The 20,004-nt window shown below is 64.1% G+C and carries 20 protein-coding genes; 6 read left to right on the forward strand and 14 right to left on the reverse strand.

All coding sequences use genetic code 11. From position 1 onward, the window contains the following. Positions 1-54 precede the first annotated feature (54 nt). The 3 genes from Q7S20_10210 to Q7S20_10220 form a co-directional block, all read right to left on the reverse strand. Positions 55-1,518: an RtcB family protein gene (locus Q7S20_10210; GenBank protein ID MDO8502204.1), complete on the reverse strand. Its 1,464-nt coding sequence runs from the start codon at positions 1,516-1,518 to the stop codon at positions 55-57. 10 nt (positions 1,519-1,528) lie between these two features. Continuing rightward, entirely contained in the window at positions 1,529-1,942 is a 414-nt protein-coding gene (locus tag Q7S20_10215; GenBank protein MDO8502205.1) for an archease, read from the reverse strand. Between the two features lie 178 nt (positions 1,943-2,120). Continuing rightward, complete coding sequence (locus tag Q7S20_10220) at positions 2,121-2,345, reverse strand: hypothetical protein (protein ID MDO8502206.1); 225 nt, start codon at positions 2,343-2,345, stop codon at positions 2,121-2,123. Here Q7S20_10220 and Q7S20_10225 point away from each other — a divergent pair. The 5 genes from Q7S20_10225 (at position 2,330) to Q7S20_10245 (ending at position 6,029) form a co-directional block, all read left to right on the forward strand. Next, a complete protein-coding gene (locus Q7S20_10225) occupies positions 2,330-2,983 on the forward strand; it encodes a lysophospholipid acyltransferase family protein (GenBank protein ID MDO8502207.1) in 654 nt (217 codons plus the stop codon). The two genes, Q7S20_10220 and Q7S20_10225, sit on opposite strands and share 16 nt — an antisense overlap. Next, positions 2,980-3,912 (forward strand): helix-hairpin-helix domain-containing protein, encoded by a 933-nt coding sequence (locus Q7S20_10230; GenBank protein ID MDO8502208.1) that lies wholly within the window; start codon positions 2,980-2,982, stop codon positions 3,910-3,912. Before Q7S20_10225 ends, Q7S20_10230 begins: the two co-directional genes overlap by 4 nt. Before the next feature lie 89 nt (positions 3,913-4,001). Continuing rightward, positions 4,002-4,373, forward strand: a complete 372-nt coding sequence (locus Q7S20_10235; GenBank protein MDO8502209.1) for a metalloregulator ArsR/SmtB family transcription factor — start codon at positions 4,002-4,004, stop codon at positions 4,371-4,373. Beyond that, positions 4,367-5,422 (forward strand): ACR3 family arsenite efflux transporter, encoded by a 1,056-nt coding sequence (gene arsB / locus Q7S20_10240; GenBank protein ID MDO8502210.1) that lies wholly within the window; start codon positions 4,367-4,369, stop codon positions 5,420-5,422. The genes Q7S20_10235 and arsB overlap by 7 nt, the downstream gene beginning before the upstream one ends. A 10-nt stretch (positions 5,423-5,432) precedes the next feature. After that, entirely contained in the window at positions 5,433-6,029 is a 597-nt protein-coding gene (locus tag Q7S20_10245) for a metallophosphoesterase family protein (GenBank protein MDO8502211.1), read from the forward strand. A 22-nt stretch (positions 6,030-6,051) separates the two neighbouring features. Here Q7S20_10245 and Q7S20_10250 read toward each other — a convergent pair whose 3' ends face one another. From Q7S20_10250 to tilS, 5 genes are read right to left on the reverse strand one after another with little or no spacing between them, the layout of a single operon-like run. Next, positions 6,052-7,638 (reverse strand): DUF2723 domain-containing protein, encoded by a 1,587-nt coding sequence (locus Q7S20_10250; protein ID MDO8502212.1) that lies wholly within the window; start codon positions 7,636-7,638, stop codon positions 6,052-6,054. Then, positions 7,611-8,534, reverse strand: coding sequence for a dihydropteroate synthase (gene folP, locus Q7S20_10255; GenBank protein MDO8502213.1), 924 nt, complete (start codon positions 8,532-8,534; stop codon positions 7,611-7,613). The genes Q7S20_10250 and folP overlap by 28 nt, the downstream gene beginning before the upstream one ends. Then, positions 8,531-10,513 (reverse strand): ATP-dependent zinc metalloprotease FtsH, encoded by a 1,983-nt coding sequence (gene ftsH, locus Q7S20_10260; protein MDO8502214.1) that lies wholly within the window; start codon positions 10,511-10,513, stop codon positions 8,531-8,533. Before ftsH ends, folP begins: the two co-directional genes overlap by 4 nt. Then, positions 10,514-11,068 (reverse strand): hypoxanthine phosphoribosyltransferase, encoded by a 555-nt coding sequence (gene hpt, locus Q7S20_10265; protein ID MDO8502215.1) that lies wholly within the window; start codon positions 11,066-11,068, stop codon positions 10,514-10,516. It abuts the gene before it with no gap. Continuing rightward, positions 11,065-12,087 (reverse strand): tRNA lysidine(34) synthetase TilS, encoded by a 1,023-nt coding sequence (tilS, locus tag Q7S20_10270; protein MDO8502216.1) that lies wholly within the window; start codon positions 12,085-12,087, stop codon positions 11,065-11,067. Before tilS ends, hpt begins: the two co-directional genes overlap by 4 nt. Positions 12,088-12,127: 40 nt before the next feature. On the opposite strand from tilS, the gene Q7S20_10275 reads away from it, so the two are divergent. Then, positions 12,128-12,322 carry a hypothetical protein gene (locus Q7S20_10275; protein ID MDO8502217.1) on the forward strand — a complete coding sequence of 65 codons (195 nt, stop codon included), beginning with the start codon at positions 12,128-12,130 and terminating at the stop codon, positions 12,320-12,322. Between the two features lie 22 nt (positions 12,323-12,344). Here the strand turns inward: Q7S20_10275 and Q7S20_10280 are convergent, their stop codons facing one another. The 6 genes from Q7S20_10280 to Q7S20_10305 are packed head-to-tail and all read right to left on the reverse strand — an operon-like array spanning position 12,345 to position 19,998. Next, on the reverse strand, positions 12,345-14,339 hold the full coding sequence (locus Q7S20_10280) for a transglycosylase SLT domain-containing protein (protein ID MDO8502218.1): 1,995 nt from the start codon (positions 14,337-14,339) through the stop codon (positions 12,345-12,347). Further along, the gene (zwf, locus tag Q7S20_10285; GenBank protein ID MDO8502219.1) at positions 14,330-15,904 is read right to left on the reverse strand and encodes a glucose-6-phosphate dehydrogenase; all 1,575 of its coding nucleotides are present in this window, start codon (positions 15,902-15,904) and stop codon (positions 14,330-14,332) included. The genes Q7S20_10280 and zwf overlap by 10 nt, the downstream gene beginning before the upstream one ends. Continuing rightward, complete coding sequence (gnd, locus tag Q7S20_10290) at positions 15,901-16,800, reverse strand: decarboxylating 6-phosphogluconate dehydrogenase (GenBank protein MDO8502220.1); 900 nt, start codon at positions 16,798-16,800, stop codon at positions 15,901-15,903. The genes zwf and gnd overlap by 4 nt, the downstream gene beginning before the upstream one ends. 52 nt (positions 16,801-16,852) lie before the next feature. Next, positions 16,853-17,485, reverse strand: coding sequence for a cyclase family protein (locus Q7S20_10295; GenBank protein MDO8502221.1), 633 nt, complete (start codon positions 17,483-17,485; stop codon positions 16,853-16,855). A gap of 55 nt (positions 17,486-17,540) precedes the next feature. Beyond that, a complete protein-coding gene (gene apaG / locus Q7S20_10300) occupies positions 17,541-17,948 on the reverse strand; it encodes a Co2+/Mg2+ efflux protein ApaG (GenBank protein ID MDO8502222.1) in 408 nt (135 codons plus the stop codon). A gap of 25 nt (positions 17,949-17,973) precedes the next feature. Further along, on the reverse strand, positions 17,974-19,998 hold the full coding sequence (locus Q7S20_10305; GenBank protein ID MDO8502223.1) for a M13 family metallopeptidase: 2,025 nt from the start codon (positions 19,996-19,998) through the stop codon (positions 17,974-17,976). Positions 19,999-20,004 lie beyond the last annotated feature (6 nt).

The following is a 20,004-nucleotide window of genomic DNA, read 5'->3' on the forward strand; positions in this document are numbered from 1 at the left end:
AAAGGCCCGCGAGATTCGCGGGCCTTTTCTTTGTTCCAGGGCCACCGACATGCGTCAGCCCTTGATGACTCCGACTGGCCGCAGCCGGGCGACACGACGCGCCAAGCCAGCGCCCTCCACGACGATCGCGACGCGATCGACATCCTTGTACGCGAACGGGGCTTCTTCAGCGAGGCCCGCGCTGCTGGGACAGCGCACGACGATTCCCTGCTGCTCGAGATCGCGACGAACCTGCGCTCCCGTCACCTGACGTTTCGCGGCGTGGCGGCTCAAAGTTCGTCCTGCGCCGTGACACGCGCTCGCCCAGGATTGCGTCGCCGCGCGGATATCGCCGACCAGGACCCAGGAACCAGTTCCCATGCTGCCCGGAATGAACACTGGCTGGCCCACCGCACGATACCGCTCGGGGATGTCCGGGCTTCCGGGTCCAAAAGCGCGGGTCGCCCCTTTGCGATGGACGCAGAGCTGCTGCCCGCCATACGTCTCAATCTTGGCGATGTTGTGAGCGACATCATATACGGTATGAATGTCCCCTGCGGAGACGCCGAGCTCCTTGACGGCAACCGTGCGAACGACGTGCGCGATGCGGTGCCGGTTTGACCACGCATAGTTCGCGGCACACGCCATGGCGGCCAGGTAATCCCTGCCCTCGGGCGAATTGACGGGCGCGCACGAGAGTTGTCGATCCGGAAGCGTGATGCCGTTGGCTTCCAGCCGACCGTCCATCAACTTCACGTAGTCCGTGCACACCTGGTGGCCGAAGCCACGCGAGCCGGTGTGAATGAGCACGGTCAACTGGTCCTTTCGCAGACCGAACGTCTGCGCCACGCCCGGATCGGTGATGCTCTCGACGGTTTGCACTTCGAGGAAGTGATTCCCCGCCCCGAGGCTTCCGAGCTGACTGCGCCCTCGATCCTTCGCGCGCCGGGAGACCTTGGACGGATCAGCGCCATCGAGACGACCGTTTGACTCGGTGTGCGTGGCGTCATCGTCCACACCGATGCCGAACGCGCGCACGAGATGCGGGCTTCCCCCCGTGAGCACTGCGTCGAGCTCCGCGTCGGTGAGCCGCCACTCGCCGCCACGACCCATCCCCGACGGAATGGAGCGAGACAGCTGGTGCACGAAGGACTCCAACCTGTCTCCAAGCTCGGCGCGCGTGAGTGGAAGAGCAAGCAGCCGCACGCCACAGTTGATGTCGAAGCCAACGCCGCCGGGCGACACCACACCGTCGGGCAGGCGCGTGGCCGCTACGCCGCCCACCGGGAACCCATACCCTTCGTGCATGTCCGGCATGCCGTATACGCGATCCACGAGGCCGGGCAGCGTCGCGACGTTGACGAGCTGCAGCATCGCTTCGCCCTCGAGCATGGGCTGGAGCAACGCGTCGTCCGCATACACCCGCACCGGCACCCGCATGTCGCTGCGCCATGTGACGGGTAGCTCGAAGCCGTATTGTCCGGCCGGCCGCAAATCCTCACGTCGCGGCTTGGTGAGCTCGATCGAGGATGTCGTCATGTCCGTTTCCTCACACGTCGAACAAGACGCTTGCCAGCCAACCCTCGCCCTCTCGTGACAAACGCACCCCGTGATACGTGGCGGCTTTCAATGGCGAGCGCCACGATTTGACTGGTCGGCCGCGTACGCGCGCATGGATCCGCGGCGGACCTTCGTCGTGGATTACGATATCGCGCACGTCGTCGTAGGCGCGCCTGTCAATCTCGCTTCGGCTCACCAGCTCGTTCGCATAGTCCACCAACAGCCCTTCACGATCCCGTGCCTCGACCTCGAGGTCCTCCCAGGGCCCGTGCGACCCGGAGGAGGTGCCCGCTGAGTGCGCAATGACGCGCGCCAACTCCTGGAAGATCTCCGCCAACATGTTGGCTCGAAGCTCAACGCGCCACTCGCCGACATGCTCGACAGTCCGAGACGATACGGTCATGTCTTGCGCTGCTGTCTATAGTTTGGCCTGCGACTGCAAGGTAGATCCCTCCGACTATCCGCGCAGTCAGGAAAACTCGCATTGATGTGCAGACCTTACACACACGTTGCACCGCTGCGTCAGGCCTTCCCGTCCGCTCCGTACGGGATGTCCTGATAGACGCGGACCCGAAGCAGAGCTAATGTGAGCGCAGCTGGCGCGTGACCGCGCCGCGGGCGCCACAGGAGCGCCTCGTCATCATGGCGACGACCGTAGCACTGCCGGGTTCCTCGCCGTTGCGCTCCGAGGAGCAGTACGAAGGACGCATCATGGATGCGGTGCGCGAGCTCGCGCTCGAGTTGAGCGGCGACCGCGCCGCGAGCGCGGTATCTCCGACCGGTACGCGTGTTGAGTCGGATCGCATCTCGCATCGCGCTCGCGATCAGCGGTTGCCGGATCGACATCGAGGGGCTTGCGCAGCTGCCCAGGCAGGGACCTCTCGTTCTGGTCACGAATCACACTTCCTACGCCGATACCCCCGTCCTCGTCGCCGCGTTGCCTATAGACTTCGTGATCGTGGCGATGACGGAGATTCTCAGGTGGCCTCTGATCGGCACGTTCTCTCGACGAGGGGAGCATCCTTTGGTCGACCGCTGGCATCTATCGCAAAGCCTCGCGGACGCCGCCACCATCGAGCGCCGGTTACGAGAGGGAGAGGCCATTCTGTTTTTCGTCGAGGGTGGTTTCTCCCGCGCCAGCGGCCTCCGGCCATTTCGACTCGGGGCATTCGAAGCGGCCGTCGCGACCGGAGCGGCCGTCGTGCCCATCGCGCTCCGCGGAACGCGGCGCCTGCTTCCCGCCGACACGCACATGCCTCGCCCCGGCCCCGTGCATGTCTGGATCGGCGAGTCGCTCCGAGCCGTTGGCACCGGTTGGAAAGCCGCGGTCGAGTTGCGCGACAGAGCGGCCGATGCCGTGGCCCAGCACTGCGGCGAGCTGAGACGCGACGGCATTGTCCGGCCAGACGTAAACGGCCCGGTATCCGGGCGGAGGTTGGAATGATCGCAAGCAATGCGAGACTGACGAGCGCCACACCGCTGTCGAATTCCGATGTCGCGGACCGTCTGGACGACGTCGCGAACCTGCTCGAGGAGCAGGGTGGGAACCAATTCCGCGTACAGGCGTGGCGTGGTGGCGCCGCGACAATTCGCCACCTCGCGCGGCCCGTGCGAGACCTGGTGGGTGAGGAGGGGCTCGAGGGGCTGGAGCGGCTCCCCGGAATCGGACCGGGACTCGCGCGCGCGGTGCGCCAACTAATCGAGACGGGACGCCTCGCCACGCTGGAGAGGCTGCGCGGCGAGAGTGATCCGGTTGCACTGCTCGCGACGGTGCCAGCCATTGGGCACATCTTCGCCAAGCGGATCCATGACCGCCTCGGGATCGAATCGCTGGAGGAACTCGAGCTGGCAGCGCACGATGGTCGCCTGGCGAGCCTCGCTGGCATGGGACCCAAGCGGCTGGCCGGCATTCGTGACGCGCTGGCGACGCGTCTTCGGACGCGGCGACGAGCCAGGCCCGACCCTGTGCCAGACGTCGCCGAGTTGCTCGACGTGGATCGCGAGTATGGCGAGCGCGCGGCGGCGGGCAAGCTGCCGACGATCGCTCCACGCCGATTCAACCCGTATGGCGAGCGGTGGCTTCCCATATTGCACACGACACGCGGGGAGCGGCACTACACGGCGCTCTTTTCCAACACGGCTACCGCGCACCGGCTCGGCCGCATGCGCGACTGGGTCGTGATCTACTGGGACGGCCGAGATGGCGAGCGGCAGTCCACAATCGTGACTGAGCCGAAGGGCCCACTCGCTCGGCGCCGCGTCGTTCGCGGCCGCGAGAGCGAGTGCTTTGCACATTATAAGCTCGACACGAACACACCCGCGCGTCCGCGGAGCGCTCCGCGGCGCCCGACGACGATATCGGGAGTATCATGAGCAGCCGACCGAATTATCCCAGGGGCCGCCTGGACATATTTGCCTAGACGTATATTATTCGCTTAGGCATATACGATATCCGGAGTCCCGTGACGACTGCACTCGCAAAACCCACAATCGACGAGCTGGACGCGGTCTTCAAAGGATTCGCCGACCCCACGCGTATCCGCATTCTGAGCGTTCTCGCAGCCGGCGAACTCTGCGTCTGCGATATCGTCGAGATCCTCAGGCTTCCCCAACCGACGGTATCGCGCCACCTCGCCTACCTCCGCCGCATGGGCCTCGTCGAGGCAACTCGCGACGCGAGATTCGCGCACTACCGGCTGGCAGAGCCCGACAACGCCGTCCATCAGAATCTCATCAACTGCGTCGGCACCTGCTTCCGCGGTATCACTTCACTCGACAAAGAGCGTCGCAAGGCCGAAGCGCGCGTCAGGACAAGGGCGGCAGAGCCATGCTGAACCCTGTCCGCCGGCTATCTACGCTCGATCGCTACCTTCCGATCTGGATCTTCGCGGCGATGGCGCTCGGCATCGCGCTTGGCCGGATCTTCCCCGGGTTCGGCGCTGTACTCGATCGCGTGCAGATTGCAGGCGTGTCTGTGCCGATTGGCATCGGCCTGTTATGGATGATGTATCCGGTTCTCGCCAAGGTGAGGTACGAGACGATCGGACAGCACGTCACTGACAGAAAGCTCCTCGGCACTTCCCTGTTGTTCAACTGGGTGCTCGGCCCGCTCGTGATGTTCGCTCTCGCGTGGTTGCTTCTCCCCGATCTGCCCGCGTACCGGAACGGGCTCATCCTGATCGGGCTCGCGCGGTGCATCGCGATGGTTCTCATCTGGAACTTTCTCGCGTGCGGCTCCAATGAGCTCGCCGCGGTGCTCGTCGCGCTCAACTCAGTATTTCAGATTCTCACTTACAGCGTTTTCGGCTGGCTTTTCCTCAGCGTTATCCCTGGCTGGTTCGGCGGCGAGACCGCGGTCGTCCACGTCTCGATGTGGGCGATCGCGAAGAGCGTGATGATCTTTCTCGGAGTACCACTGCTGGCCGGATATCTGACACGGCGCACTCTCGTGGCGCGGCATGGCGAAGCGTGGTACAACGGGACGTTCATGCCAAAATTCGGACCGACGGCGCTTGTTGGACTGCTCTACACAATCGTGCTGATGTTCGCGATGCAGGGAGACCGGATTCTTCACCTGCCCATCGATGTTCTACGCATCGCGGCCCCCCTCGTGATCTACTTCTTCGTGATGTTCGGTCTCGCCTTCGTCGTATCGAAGAAGCTCGGATTCGATTACCCGACTACCGCATCGCTGTCATTCACCGCGGCCGGAAACAACTTCGAGCTGGCCATCGCCGTCGCCGTCGCGACGTTCGGCATCGCCTCGGGCGAAGCGCTCGCCGCGGTGGTCGGGCCGTTGATCGAAGTCCCGGCTCTGCTCGGACTCGTTTACGTCTCGCTCTGGGCGGGCCGACGATTCTTCGGATTCGTTCCTGCCTCGTGAGGACCCGCTGATGCTCTATGCACTCATCTCCGACATTCACGCCAATCTGCAAGCGCTCGACGCGGTGCTTGCCGACATGGACCGGCGCGGAATCACCGCGATCTATCATCTGGGAGATCTGGCCGGCTACTCGAGCAGCCCGAACGAAGTCGTGGATAGACTCCGCGAGCGCGGCATCCCTGGAATATCGGGCAACTACGATTCGACGGTCGCTAACGATTACAAGCATTGCGGATGCAGGTCTGAGAGCCCGCGGCAGGAAGAGCTGTCGCACATCAGCTACGAGTGGACACGGGCACATGTATTGGCTGCCACGAAGGACTTTCTCGGCAACCTTCCTTTCCGCATAGACCTGAGGCCGCTCGGCGGTCACGTCGCTGGAGTGCATTTCATCAACACAGGCTCAGTTGGTCGGCCAAAGGATGGCGACTGGCGCGCCGGTTATGTTCTGCTCGAAGTCTCGGAAGCCGCAGTGAACGCGGAGATCATTCGTGTCGAGTACGATGTGGATCTCGCGGCCCGGAGTGTCATCGAGTCCGGACTCCCCGAAGAGTTCGCCGAATTCCTGCGCTCGGGTGGACGCACGATGGAAGTAACATCGAGTTGAGCCATACCGATCCGCCAGAGCGTCAAGACCTGCAGGCTGCCGGAATTGGAGGACGATCTGGAACGTCACGCGCGACGACTGGCCGACCCAGCTTTTTCGCCGCAACGCAGATCGCGGTCATCGTCGGCTGAAATCCGCGCCACTTGTCTATGTAATCCGGGCCGAGAAGGCTGTCCCGCCGAGCAAGCTCGGCGCGGTACCACTTGGCGCCGAGTAGCGGGATGGTGACGACCGTTACGTCGCGACGCGTATTCTCGACCTGCTGCGCGTACCAGACGGGATAGGTGTCGTTGTCGCCATACGCGAACACGACAGCGCGCGCTGGCGCAGGAACGAGGATTCGACGCGCACTGTCGATGGGAGCCAGGCCAGGAGTAACCTGCGCACGATCGACCGCGGGATGATTCAGCATAAACGGCAATGCGGCTACCGCGAGCCCGGCGACTCGCCATCGCTTCCCCGCCCTCGTAAATGCGCGAACCGCGCCCGCTCCGGCCCAGATGCCCCAGCACATGAAAGCGAGCACGAAGAAGTAGTCGCGTTCGCGCGCTTCGTGCTTCGCGCCGGTGGGAAGAAAGCCCTGACCGTACGACGGGCCCGCTTTCATGTTGAGATACGCGATCACTCCGAGCGTTCCGCTCACGAACAACAAGCTCAGCACGCGCCAGCTTGGCTTGTGAACGTGACGATGCCATCTGAACCCGATCATGCCGAGTAGCGCGTAGGCAAGCGTGAATGGCGTGCGAAGCCACGATGGTGGCGCCTCGGGATGCAGACCGAGCGCGACCTGCCAGTCAGCGTACTCGAGCAGATTCCCGATCTGCAGGTACAGCGGGGCCTGCCGCGGAAGTATCGAGACGGGCTGATACTGCTGGCGCGTGATCACATCCAGAAACGCAGTCCAGGTCGAGGGATTCCCCTGATTGATCGCGGGGTCATGCTCAGCGCGCACGATCATGAACAACACGGCTGATGCGCCGAGCAGGGCGGCTACCAGCATTTTCACCGCGGGGATTCTCTGCACACGCACGGCTGAGAATGCCAGCAGCAGCGCGGCCGGCGCTGCTACGAGCGCTGACAGTTGAAGCGCCCATCCAAGCCCGATGAGATAGCCGAGCAGCACGAGCCATCTCGCTTCGCGCTTTTCGTTCGCCTGATTCGCGACGAGCAGAAGCAGCGCCGACATGAGCAGCGACGGCGAGTACACCTCGGTCTCGTTCGCGTTGAGCCACACGCTCGACATGAGACCGGCGAGTAACCCACCAGCGGCGGCGGCCCACGGGTCCCGTGTCCATTGGGCCATGAGACAGGTGAAGATCCCGCACGCGACCGCTGTCGAGACGGCCGACAACAGGTTCACGGAATACGCAAAGCCGAACAGTGGAGCGAACAGCTTCGCCCACACATTCGCAACCAGAATGTAGAGAGGCGTTCCGGGAGGATGCGGGATGCCGAGCGTCCTGATCGCGGCGAGAAACTCGCCGGCGTCCCAGTAGGTGACGCTCGGCGCGAGGGTCACGACATACGCAAGAAGCAGCATCCCGGCGACAGCAACCGGGGCGCGCCACTCGCGCGATGGTATCAGCGACCGGCTGTCAGAATCGTCCACGCGGCGTCGAGTGCCGTTCGATTGACACGCACGTTGTGAACGCGGAAGAGCATCGCGCCGCGCTCGAGCGCCATTACGTTCACAGCCGCCGTCGCCGTGTCGCGATCCTCGGGGGTGAACGGATGCTCATCGGCCGCTCTCTCTGTGTGTTCTCTGTGCTTCATCGCTTCCCTCACGAATCGCTTTCTCGATACGCCAGCCATCACGGGCGCGTCGAGTGCGGTGAAGCGGCCCAGCTCCATCAGTAGCGTCATCGAATGTCTGCTTTTCTTCGAGAAGCCGAACCCCGGATCCATCACGACCGCTGTTCGATCGACCCCAGCCTCCTCGGCGACGAGGAGCTGCGAATTCAATTCTGCCATTACCTCCTCGACGACATTCTCATATGTCGCGTGCACATAGGTTGCCATGTCCTTCACGTCGCCGCGCGAGTGCATCAGGACCACGCCACATCCGGACTTGCCGACAAGCAAAGGCATCGCGGGATCGAGCCGCATCGCGGACACGTCGTTGACGATGTCGGCTCCCGCATCGAGCGCCGCAGCGGCCACATCGGACTTCACCGTGTCGATGGATATCGGAACGGACGGCCACCGGTCACGAATCGCGCGAATCACCGGCATCACGCGCATCGCCTCGTCCGCGGCTTCCACAGGAGCTGCACCGGGCCGCGTGGACTCACCACCGACATCGATGATGTCGGCGCCGTCGGCGATCATCGCTGCCGCATGTTCGAGTGCGGAGTCGGCGGAAAAGAAATTACCCCCGTCGCTGAAGCTATCGGGGGTAACGTTGAGAATACCGACCACTATCGGCCGGTCGAGCGGTACTTCGCGCGACCCGGCCCGCCAGACCCGAGCGGACTCGGTGGCGGACCGATCGCGCGCGGTCCTCACGCCGGAGCTACTTCCGGGCCACCGAAGAGCGGCGGCTTCGCCAGCTTCGGCTGAAGGACCGTCGTCTCCTTCGCCGGCAGGGCGGGCGGCGACGGCGGAGCGGGTCGCGGCGGAAGCTGCTCGCCCCGTGCAAGCATGTTCACCTCTGCACCGGTAAGCGTCTCGCGATCGAGAAGCGCCGCCGCGACGCGGTGAAGCAGATCCATATTCTCGGTCAGCGTCTCCTTGGCGCGATTGTACGCTTCCTTGATCACGCGCGACACTTCCGAGTCCACGAGCTGAGCGGTGCGCTCCGAAACCTCCCGGCGCGTCTGAATCTCGCGGCCGAGGAATAGCTCCTGCTCGTTGTCGCCGACGAGAATCGGACCGATCGCATCCGAGAGTCCCCACTGACCGACGTAACGCCGCGCCAGTGACGTCGCCTGCTGGATGTCGCTCGACGCACCCGTCGTGACGCGATCGCGCCCGAACACGAGCTCCTCGGCCACACGCCCGCCGTACATGCGAACGAGGTGCGCCTCGAGCTGCTGGCGGGTGATGGACACGCGGTCGTCCTCGGGCAGCGTGAACGCCAGCCCGAGCGCGCGACCGCGCGGCACAATCGTCACCTTGTGGAGCGGATCGTTACCTACCGTCTTGATCGTGCACACCGCGTGTCCGCCCTCGTGATAGGCGGTGAGCTTTCGCTCCTCGTCCTTCATCACCATGGACTTCCGCTCGGCGCCAAGCATGACCTTGTCCTTCGCGTCCTCGAGGTCCTGCATATACACCTTGTCGTGATCCCGACGGGCGGCCAGCAGCGCGCCCTCGTTTACGAGGTTGGCGAGATCGGCTCCCGACATTCCCGGAGTGCCGCGCGCCAGCGTGGTGATGTTGACGTCATCGGCGATCGGCTTGTTGCGCGTATGGACCTTGAGGATGCCCTCGCGCCCGCGGAGGTCCGGCGCATCCACGACGATCTGCCTGTCGAAGCGGCCCGGGCGCAGCAGCGCGGGATCAAGAACATCGGGGCGATTCGTCGCGGCAATGAGGATCACTCCTTCGTTCGATTCGAACCCGTCCATCTCTACCAGAAGCTGGTTCAGCGTCTGCTCGCGCTCGTCATGTCCGCCGCCAAGTCCGGCGCCGCGATGACGGCCCACCGCGTCTATCTCGTCAATGAAGATGATGCACGGTGCGTGCGCCTTGCCCTGCTCGAACAGGTCGCGAACGCGGCTCGCGCCGACCCCGACGAACATCTCCACGAAGTCGGAGCCGGACATCGAGAAGAACGGCCGACTCGCCTCACCAGCGACAGCACGGGCGAGCAGAGTCTTTCCCGTGCCCGGAGGTCCCACGAGAAGCGCGCCCTTCGGCAGGCGTCCGCCGAGCTTGGTGAATTTCTGCGGATCCTTGAGGAACTCGATGATCTCCTCGAGCTCGACCTTGGCTTCATCACAGCCCGCGACGTCCGCGAAGGTAACCTTGGGCGAATCGGCGGTGAGCAGCTTCGCCTTCGACTTTCCGAACGAGAACGCCTTGGCACCGCCCGCCTGCATCTGGCGCAGGATCAGGATCCAGATTCCGAAGATGATGATGTAGGGGAGGAAAACGAGGAGCATGCTGCCGAACGACGCGCTGCGGTCCTCGGCGACGATCTGCACGTTCTTCTCGCGCAGCCGCGTCACTTCCTCGGCCGAGTTCGAAACGGGCAGCCGCACGTTGAATCGGCTCACCGGGCGCCCCTTGATCGGCACCTTGTTCCTGAACTCGCCGACGATCGCGCTGCCGCCCTGAATCCTGGCGGACACGATATTGTTGGCTTCGAGCTGCTCGTTGTATTGAGTGTAGCTGATCGTCGGCGCCGCATCCTTGGTGCCGGACGTGTACGTGAAAAGGGTTCCTGCGAGAAGCGTGATGAGGACCCAGAACGACAGGGTCTTCGAGAGCTTTCCCCAGTTTTTCGGGCCCTTGGGCTTCTGCTGCATCGGTAGTGGCATTTACTGCAGGCTCGCTATGTACGGCAAATGGCGGAAGTCCTCCGCGTGATCCAGTCCATACCCCACGAGAAACTCATGGGGCGCATCAAATCCAACGAACTTCGTCTCGTACTCCAGCTCGGCTGCGATGTGCTTGTGCAGCAGAGCGCAAATTTCGAGCGAGCGTGGCGCCCTTTTCCCGAGCAGCGCCGTGAGACGATTGAGGGTCCGGCCGGAATCCACGATATCCTCCACCAGAAGGATGTGCTTCCCTTCCAGGCGCGTCTCCGGGTCATACAGCAGTCTCACGATGCCGCTGGATTCCGTCGCCTCGCCGTAGCTCGACGCCACGAGGAAATCCACCTGCAGTGGCCGCCTGATGTGCCTCACCAGATCGCTGAGGAAGATGAAGCTTCCCTTCAACAATCCAAGGACGAGCAACTCACCGTCAGGATATGCGGCGGTGATCTCTTCGCCCAGCTCGGCCACACGGTCGGCGATCATCTTTTCGTCATAGGCCACGCGCTTCAGGGTGCGGCCGGAGAGTCTTGGATCGGCTGAAGCTGATGCCGTCACGCGAGCTCCGCGCGCGCCTGAGGGCGCAATCTCCCGGGTCCGAGCCGGGCGTTTCGGATTCTCTCGACGCGATGCGCGTCCCATCGTCCGAGCAGCAGGTGATCGCGAAACATCCGCACTTCGATACCTCCCGAAAGCTGGATCCACCCGCCAGTGCGACCCTTTATTGTAAACTCCGCAAGGCGATGAGTTCCGCGCCTGTCCATTACGACCCCCGCTTCAGCGGCGATCGCCGGCCAGAGCGCGCAAAGGGATTCAGCATCATATCCAGCCAATTCCGCTCTGCCAACGCGAACGGACCCGTCGGGACCGCCCGAAACGCCGATGCGCTCGACGGTCCGGGCCATCTCCTCGCGCCAGGCCGCGGCCATGCGCGCGATGGTAAGGAGATCTCGAGGGAACGCTGGTCTGACGCGCGTAATCGCGGGCAGGATGTCGTGACGGACGCGATTTCTGAGATGCGCCCGCGACTCGTTTGATGGATCATCCACATGCCTGATGCGCCGCTTCGCCGCATAGCGAGCGAGATCGGCGCGGCGAAGACCGATGAACGGGCGTACGATGTCCGATTCGGCGAACAGACCGGCGAGTCCGCGCGGCCCCGCTTCGCGGAGGATGCGCATGAACACCGTCTCGAGCTGATCGTCCAGCGTGTGGGCGGTGGCGACTACGCCGCTGAAGTGCGACGCGGTCGCGCGGAGAAAACGCCATCTTTCCTCGCGCCATTCCTGCTCACGGGTGCCGCGCCGGGCAGTCACACCGACGACGCATCGCAGACCCAGAGTCGTCGCCCGCTTTTCGACGAGCTTCGCGGCCTTCGACGCATGCTGCCCGGTACCGTGATCGAACGTCGCGACGAGCAACCCCGAACGGGGCCCCAACAGACTCGCCGCCACGGCGTCGAGAAGAACCATGGAATCGAGCCCGCCCGAAACAGCAAGCACGACGCGCTCGCGGCGGTGGAGAGCCGAAGCCGTTGCCTGAAGCACGCCGGCTTCTTCATCAGGACGGATTCCCATGGTATTTTAAATCTAAACCACCGCCGCACTGGAGTAATGCATGGAAACACACGGTCCGCTTGGCACGCTATGGGTCTCCGTGGGCCTCATCGGCTTCTACCTGGCGCTCATCTGGCTCAACGCGCTGCTCGGTCTCGTCCTGACCCCGCTGTTCCTGATCCCGCAGACGTGGCTGATGGACAAGCTCAAGCAGAGAAAGGAAGAGAAATCCCGCCGCGCCGGGGCCACTGCCTGAGTCCTGGCATGTCAGGCGCCGGCTACCAATCGTACAGCGCGGAATAGAACGCCCGATTGCGCACGATACTCCGGACGTAGTCCCGGGTTTCGATGAAAGGGATGCGCTCGGTGAACAGCTCGGGGTCGTTCGCGCCGGCTTTCTGTATCCACCTTGCGACACGCGATTCGCCGGCGTTGTAGGCGGCCAGGACGCGCTCGATCTGCGACGTCCGCCTGAACAGGGCCGTCAGGTGCTGTGTGCCGAGGCGGATGTTGATCGCCGGATCGTACAGCGACTCATCGGTGTAGCCGGCGACGCCCTTCGATTTCGCGATCGTTCTGCCCACCGATGGCATTAGCTGCATCAACCCGCGTGCGCCGACGCGTGACGTAGCACGCGGGTTGAAGTTGGACTCCTGCCTGATGAGCGACGCGACGAGCACCGGATCGATCCCGTTGGCCTTCGAGCTCTCGATCAGCGTCTCGCGCTCGAGCACTGGATACATCAGCCGATAGTTCTGCGCGCTCGGGCCGATCTCGGCCACGGCGCGATGGCCGAGGGCGATCGAGCGCGACGACTGGTTCGTGCCGGCGAGCGCGTGTGCGGTCGCGACGAGGCGACGCGGATTCTGCGGAGCATCGCGGAAAAGGCGGTCGTACTCGAAATTTGCTTCCGTCTCCATTCCGAAGTTCTTGAGCAGCGCGATGCGCCCGGTTGCTGCGTCTATGTCGGGCAACGTCGGATAGTTGTCGTCGCGTGAACGGTCGGTCAGGAGCGGAACGCCGAGGCGTTTCGCGCTTTGCACCGAGTAGTACGAAGCGCCCTCGCGGGCGAGGAGCTGCCGCCACCTCTTGTTGGCCGCGGCGGTGTCGCCGCGCGCTCTCCACGCGCGCCCGCTCCAGTACGCGGCGGCAAGCGCGTCGTCGCTCTGCGGGTACTGCGCCACCACCGAGTCGAGCTCGTTACCAGCCGTTCGGTATTCGCCCGCGATGTATGCAATGAGCCCCGCGCGAAACAACGCGACCGGAGCGTGACGCGTTCGCGGAAAACGTCCGGCGAGCGCCACGAGAGTGGAACGCGCGCCTGCATCCCGCATGTCGTCGGTGGCCAGATCGGACAGAAGGAGCAGCGCCGACGCCGCGCTGCTGTCTTTCGGGTACGCGGTCGTTATCCGCCGGAGAACAGTTCTCGCCCCGTCCCGCCGTCCCAGCGCGAGCAGAGCCAGCGCACGCTGGTATCGCGCGGCGGCGGCGAGAGGCGCGGGAGCGCTGACGCGATCGAACTCGGCGATCGCTTCCTTGTCGCGATTGAGTCTCGCGAGCATCATCCCGTTGTCGAAATGATCGCGGCTCGTGCCGTGGCCGGCGGCGAATGCCCTGGAGTATCCGGACGCCGCCCGCGCCACGAGGCCCGCCGAGAAGGCGGCTCGCGCAAGCGCGAGATTCTCCGCACCAGTCACCGGCGTGAACATCTTGTCGAAAAGAGCGATCCCGTCGCGTGCACTCTGATTAGCTGGCGATGTGTCGAGGAATGCGACAAGATTTCGCCGCCCCTCCACCATCTTCACCGTGTCGGTCGGCACGAGCATGCCGAGCCGGATCGCGGCGAGACGATCGCCGAGCGCCGTGTACGCCGCGATAGCGCCTTCGACGTCGCCGCTCCGTTCCAGCGCGATCGCGTCGGTCGGACGGCGGCGGTCCTGCGCGACGGGAAGCTCTATCCGCGAGAGCAGCCTCACGCGATCCAATCTGTCGCGTGTCACTCCGGCCGCGCGGAGCAGAAGCCAATCCTTCACCGCCGGCACGCGTCGCGCCGCTTCCTCATAGAGAATGCGAGCGCTGTCGAGATTGTCGGCGCGGTCGAAGGCCCGCGCACGCAGGACGATCTGCCTTTCCGGATCGTCCGACGCGACTGCTACCGAGTCCTTCGACGCCGCGGCAAGGGCCGACGACTCAGGTCGCGCCCCGTCCGAATCCCTGCACGCCGATGAAACGACTGCGACCGCCAGATACAGGAGACGAACAGCTATCTCCACTGCGATCCCGCCCTCTCGAGGAGCTCTTCGGATTCGGCCGGCCCCCATGTGCCCGCCGGATACTGCGGCAGTGATTCCGGGCGATGCTGATCGAAGTAATCGAGCACGGGGTCTATCACCTTCCACGCCACCTCGACCTCATCGCTTCGCGTGAACAGGGTCGCATCGCCGAGCATGCAGTCGAGCAGGAGCGTCTGGTACGCCGGCGGCGCCTCGCCGCCGAAGGCCTCTGCATAGGAGAAATCCATGTCCACGGGCGATATCTCGAACCCCGGCGTGTGTTCGTTTGCCGCTCCGGGCGTCTTTACCTGGAAGCGAAGAGAGATTCCTTCGTCCGGCTGCACGCGCATGACGAGCGTGCTGGGTGACCGTTCCTCGAGCTCGCGCTGCCCGAACATCAGGACCGGCGGCGAGCGGAACTGGATCGCGATCTCCGATGTCCGCTTCGGAAGACGCTTGCCGGAGCGCACGTAGAACGGCACGTGCCTCCATCTCCAGTTGTCTATGTCGAAGCGCATGGCGGCGAAAGTCGGCGTAACCGAATCGGGCGCCACACCCTTCTCCTGGCGGTACCCTGGCACCGGCTTTCCGTCAATGCTCGCCGCGGCATACTGCCCGAGCGCAATCGGCGGCTCACCGCACTCGAGCAGCGGCCGAAGCGAGCGCAACACCTTCACCTTCTCGTCGCGCACGTCATCCGCCCGGAAGGCGATCGGGGGCTCCATCGCGGCGAGCGCCAGAAGCTGCAGAAGGTGGTTCTGGAACATGTCGCGAATTACGCCCGCTTCCTCATAATACTTGCCGCGCCTCTCGATGCCCACCGACTCCGCCACGGTGATCTGCACCTGCTTGATGTACTGCCTGTTCCACAACGGCTCGAAAATCGGATTGGCAAACCGGAACACGAGGATGTTCTGGACGCTTTCCTTTCCGAGGTAATGATCAATGCGATAGACCTGATGCTCGGCGAACTTGTCGAGCACGACGCAGTTCAGCGCGCGGGCAGTCTCCAGATCGCGCCCGAACGGCTTCTCGATCACCACGCGCGCCCATGGCCTCTCGTCCGCCGCGGCTATCTCCGGCGCGAGTCCGCTCGACGACAGGTGCTCCAGAGTAGTCTCGAACACGCTGGGCGGGATGGCGAGATAAAAGAGACGGTTGCGCTCATTCTCCGGGACATTCTTTTCGATCCCCGCCAGGCATCGCTGCACCGACTGGTACGCGTCCGTGCTGCTGAGGTCGCCGTGGGCGTATCTCATCCTGCTGGACAGCCAGGCCCACGTTTCGTCGCTCACCGACTTGATCTCGTCGGAAGCATCGAGGGCCTGGCGCATCGATGCGGCGAACTCCGCGTCCTGCATCACGTCGCGTCCGAGGCCGACGAGGGCGAACGAATCCGGCAGCAGCTTCTGATCGGCGAGGCAATAGATCGCAGGCATGAGCTGCCGCTTCATCAGGTCGCCGCCGGCGCCGAGTATCACGGCCGTGCAGCGATCCACGGCGCTGGAGCGATACCCGTGCGTTGGTGGCACCGCCGGGGCGGGGACGATGCGCGGTGCGCTCATGCCTTCTGCACGGCGTGACCCCCGAACTCGTTCCGGAGCGCGGCGATGACCTTCGCCGAGAACGAGTCCTCCTGCCTGGATCGCAGGCGCATGAGCAGCGACAGCGTGATCACCGGCGCGGGAACATCGAGATCAATCGCCTCCTGAACTGTCCATCGTCCTTCGCCCGAGTCGGCGACGAATCCCTTCAGTGCGTCGAGATCGGCGTCTTTCTCGAATGCGCACTCGGCCAGCTCGTTGATCCGCGACCGCACGACGCTCCCGTGATTCCAGACTCCGGCGATGCGGTGGAGATCCAGATCAAAGTCCCTCGACGCATGCAGTATCTCGTAACCCTCGGCGTAAGCCTGGAGCATTCCGTACTCGATCCCGTTGTGGATCATCTTGACGTAGTGGCCGGATCCCGTCGGACCCATTCTCGCGTAGCCGTCGGGAGGCGCAAGCGACTTGAAGATCGGCTCGCACAACGTGAACGCCTCCTCCGATGCGCCGATCATCAGGCAGTATCCGTTCTCCAGCCCCCAGATCCCGCCGCTCGTTCCGGAATCGACGAACTCGATTCCCTTCTCCTTCAGCTCGGCCCCTCGGCGCATCGTGTCGTGGAAATTCGAATTGCCGCCATCAATGATCACGTCCCCTTTCGACATGCCGGGAACCAGCGCGGCGATCGTATCGTCAACCGGCTGGCCCGCGGGCACCATGATCCAGACGACGCGCGGTCCCTTCAGGCGCGAGAGAATGTCGGCCGCGTCCCTCGCGCCGACGGAGCCCATGCCGACGCAGCGCGCGATCGCCTCAGGACTGCGATCGAACACGACGACCTCGTGGCCGTCGCGCATCAGGCGCTCCGTCATGTTGCCGCCCATCCTGCCAAGTCCGATCATCCCGAGTTGCATGGCTACAATTCCCGTGAGTTGAGTTGTACGCCCAGCGCATGCTGAATGTCGCTCATTTTCCGATCAGGATCGCGCGCGCGGGCGCGGCATCGAGACCCTCGAGGCGAAGCGGCAGGCAGACCAGCTGATACTCGCCGGGCTCGACGTCGCCGAGCATGAGCCCTTCGACGATGACGACGTCCTTCTCGAGAAGAGTTCTATGAGTGCGGTGATGCCCGGAATGAAACTGCTCGATGGAGAGATAGTCCACGCCGACGAGCTCCACGCCGAGTGAGACGAGATACTCGGCGCCGTCGGGTGCGAGGAAGGTGAAGTCGCGGACGAAATCGGGGTCCGCGAGGAACCGGGAATTTCGCGTGCGTATGAGCACCCGTTTGTATCCGGCGACGGCGTGGCGCTGGAGATCAGCGGCGCCCACCGACATGAGACTCTCGTCAACCGAGATCAGCAGGGCGGGGCCGACGAGACGATCGAGCGGAATCCTGTCAACGGTCTGGCCGTCGTCGAAGAAATGGCGCGCCGCGTCCACATGCGTCCCGGTGTGCGAGCCGAACGAGATGCGGGAGACGTTCGCGCCGGCCCCGCGCGCGATTTCCTGCTGTGGCTCGATGACGATTTCCGGATTGCCCGGATAGATCAGACCGCCCGAGCGTACGGGCGTGGATATATCGTGGATGCGGGTCATCGGGTCGAAGAGACGGCAACTGTCGTTCCGCCGAGCCACGCGCGCGTGAGGCGTGTCAGGACGGCAGGCTGGTCGAGGCGCTCGCGCTGAGGAGGAATCGGGGAATCTCCGCCCTGAAGGTCGTCGAATCGGCGCGGACAAAGTTGTAATGGCCTTCCATGAATCCTTCGCCCGACTTGAGAATGCAGAAACTCTGATACTCGTGCACCTTGCCCGGGGCGATCAGCGGCTGCTCGCCGACCACGCCTTCGCCCTCGACCTCAACGTCCTCGCCGGTCGAGTCGTGAATGAGCCACCGGCGCGAGATGAGCTGCGCCGCCTGGTCCCCGACATTCTCAATGCGGACGAAGTAAGCGAAGACGTAGTGCCGGGCGGAGGGCTCGGACTGGTCGCGCAGATATATCGGGCGGACCGTGATCCTGATCCCCAGGGATTCCATGTGGAAGAATGGATTCGCGGGCATGGTTCGATTCCGGGGCAGTCGCAAGCTACCAGATCGAAGCGCGCACGGCTTCGGAACGCACCATCGGATCGCCCGGCGTGCAGCCGAACGCCGCGGCGAACTCCGGCATGTTCGACGTCGGCCCGTTAGTGCGCCACCGTCCCGGGGCGTGCGGATCGGTCAGAATTCGCTGCCGCTGATTCTGCGGCGTGATGTTCTGTCGCCAGATCTGAGCCCACGCGAGGAAGAACCGCTGTTCCGGCGTGAAGCCGTCGATCGCCGGCGGACGCGGCTTGCCTGCCATGGACTTCTGAAGCGCGGCGTACGCAATGTTGAGCCCGCCCAGGTCGGCGATATTCTCGCCAAGCGTGAGCTTGCCCTGCACGTGAACGGTGTCCATGACGGTGTATTCGTCGAACTGCGAGGAGACGAGACCGGTCTTCTGCCTGAACGCGGCGAGATCGGCATCCGTCCACCAGTTCTTGAGATTGCCCTTCGGGTCGAACTGCGCGCCCTGGTCGTCGAAGCCGTGGCTCATCTCGTGTCCGATCACGCTACCCATGCCGCCATAGTTGACGGCATCGTCTGCCGTCGCCGAGAAGAACGGCGGCTGAAGAATTCCCGCCGGGAAGACGATCTCGTTCATGGACGGGTTGTAGTACGCGTTGACCGTGGGCGGAGTCATGCCCCACTCGGTCCGATCAACCGGCTTGCCGATCATGTCGAGGTCGCGCTTCCTCTCGTAGCGGTTGATCGCGTAGACGTTGTCAATGAATGGCCCCTTCCTGATGGAAAGAGTCGAATAGTCGCGCCACTTGTCGGGATATCCGATCTTCTCGGTGAACGCGGCGAGCTTGACCAGCGCCTGCTGGCGAGTCGCCTCGCTCATCCACGGCAGCGAGTTGATGCGATCGCGCAGCACGGCCTCGAGATTGTGGACCATCTCCAGCGCGCGAGTCTTCGCGCTCGGCGTGAAGTTCTGCTCGACATACGCCTGGCCAAGCGCGTCGCGGAGCCCGGCATCCGCCGCAAGCGTGCAGCGCTTGTAGCGGGGAAGCATCTCGCGTGTGCCGGTCAGCGTCTTCTGGAAGTTGAAGTTCTCGTTCACGAACGCCGAACTCAGGAGAGGCGCCGCGTGTCTGAGAGTCTTCCACCGGAGATACGCCTTCCAGTCGGACAGCGGCGCATTCGCCATCAGGCTGTCCACGGTCGCAAAGAACCTGGGATTCTGCACGTCCACCGCGGGAATGCCGGGCCGGCCGACGTCGGCAAAGTAGCGCGTCCAGTTGAAATTCGGCGTCATCGAAGCGAGCTGCGACGCGGTGCGGTAGTTGTAGTTGGCTTCAGGGTCGCGGAGCTCTACGCGTGTACGAGCCGAAGCCGCCAGCGCCGTCTCGAACGCCATCACGCGCTTTGCATCGGAAGCCGCCGCCGTGGGCGAGCCGCCGCCGAGCTCGAGCATTCGCTGAATGTGAGCGACGTAGTCCCGTCTGATCGCCTGCGACGACGAGTCGCCCTTGAAGTAGTAGTCGCGATCCGGAAGGCCGAGGCCGCCCTGGGAAGCGCGGCCAATGACCGACGCGCTGTTCTTGGCATCCTGCGTCGAGCCAAAGCGGAAGAGGACCGGAACGCCTTCGCCCCGCGGCGTCGCGATCTCCCGCTGCAGCGTCGCGATCTCCCGCTGCAGCGCCATGCGGTCCTCGATCGCCGCGATCCGGTTCAGCCGCAGCTGAACGGGTGCCGCGCCCTGACGTTCCGCCGCAGCGGAATCCATGCAATTGCTGTAGTACGTGCCGAGCATGCGATAGGCACTGGCCTCCTTTGCGTCGGTGCTGGCCGCGGCCGACTGGAGTATCGAGGTAAGCGCTGCCTGGTTCTGCTCGCCCAGCTCGTCGAAGCTGCCCCAGCGCGAATAGGCCGCCGGCAGCGGATTGTTGCGAAGCCATCCGCCGTTTGCGAACTGGTAGAAATCCACGCACGCGTTGGCCGTCCGGTCCGCGTTCGCCGGATCGATTGGGACGGTTTGCCGATAGGTCCCCTGCGCGCCGGCGCCGGCCGCGAACAGGGTCATTGCGAA

Source organism: Gemmatimonadaceae bacterium, assembly GCA_030647905.1.
Classification (GTDB): Bacteria; Gemmatimonadota; Gemmatimonadetes; order Gemmatimonadales; family Gemmatimonadaceae; genus UBA4720.

What these genes read in the sequence shown, in the direction of transcription:
- Q7S20_10210 (MDO8502204.1), bottom strand. Translation starts at nt 1,518, where the DNA reads ATGACGACATCCTCGATCGAGCTCACCAAGCCGCGACGTGAGGATTTG.
- Q7S20_10215 (MDO8502205.1), bottom strand. Translation starts at nt 1,942, where the DNA reads ATGACCGTATCGTCTCGGACTGTCGAGCATGTCGGCGAGTGGCGCGTT.
- Q7S20_10220 (MDO8502206.1), bottom strand. Translation starts at nt 2,345, where the DNA reads ATGCGATCCGACTCAACACGCGTACCGGTCGGAGATACCGCGCTCGCG.
- Q7S20_10230 (MDO8502208.1), top strand. Translation starts at nt 2,980, where the DNA reads ATGATCGCAAGCAATGCGAGACTGACGAGCGCCACACCGCTGTCGAAT.
- arsB (MDO8502210.1), top strand. Translation starts at nt 4,367, where the DNA reads ATGCTGAACCCTGTCCGCCGGCTATCTACGCTCGATCGCTACCTTCCG.
- Q7S20_10245 (MDO8502211.1), top strand. Translation starts at nt 5,433, where the DNA reads ATGCTCTATGCACTCATCTCCGACATTCACGCCAATCTGCAAGCGCTC.
- ftsH (MDO8502214.1), bottom strand. Translation starts at nt 10,513, where the DNA reads ATGCCACTACCGATGCAGCAGAAGCCCAAGGGCCCGAAAAACTGGGGA.
- tilS (MDO8502216.1), bottom strand. Translation starts at nt 12,087, where the DNA reads ATGGGAATCCGTCCTGATGAAGAAGCCGGCGTGCTTCAGGCAACGGCT.
- Q7S20_10275 (MDO8502217.1), top strand. Translation starts at nt 12,128, where the DNA reads ATGGAAACACACGGTCCGCTTGGCACGCTATGGGTCTCCGTGGGCCTC.
- zwf (MDO8502219.1), bottom strand. Translation starts at nt 15,904, where the DNA reads ATGAGCGCACCGCGCATCGTCCCCGCCCCGGCGGTGCCACCAACGCAC.
- gnd (MDO8502220.1), bottom strand. Translation starts at nt 16,800, where the DNA reads ATGCAACTCGGGATGATCGGACTTGGCAGGATGGGCGGCAACATGACG.
- Q7S20_10295 (MDO8502221.1), bottom strand. Translation starts at nt 17,485, where the DNA reads ATGACCCGCATCCACGATATATCCACGCCCGTACGCTCGGGCGGTCTG.
- apaG (MDO8502222.1), bottom strand. Translation starts at nt 17,948, where the DNA reads ATGCCCGCGAATCCATTCTTCCACATGGAATCCCTGGGGATCAGGATC.
- Q7S20_10305 (MDO8502223.1), bottom strand. Translation starts at nt 19,998, where the DNA reads ATGACCCTGTTCGCGGCCGGCGCCGGCGCGCAGGGGACCTATCGGCAA.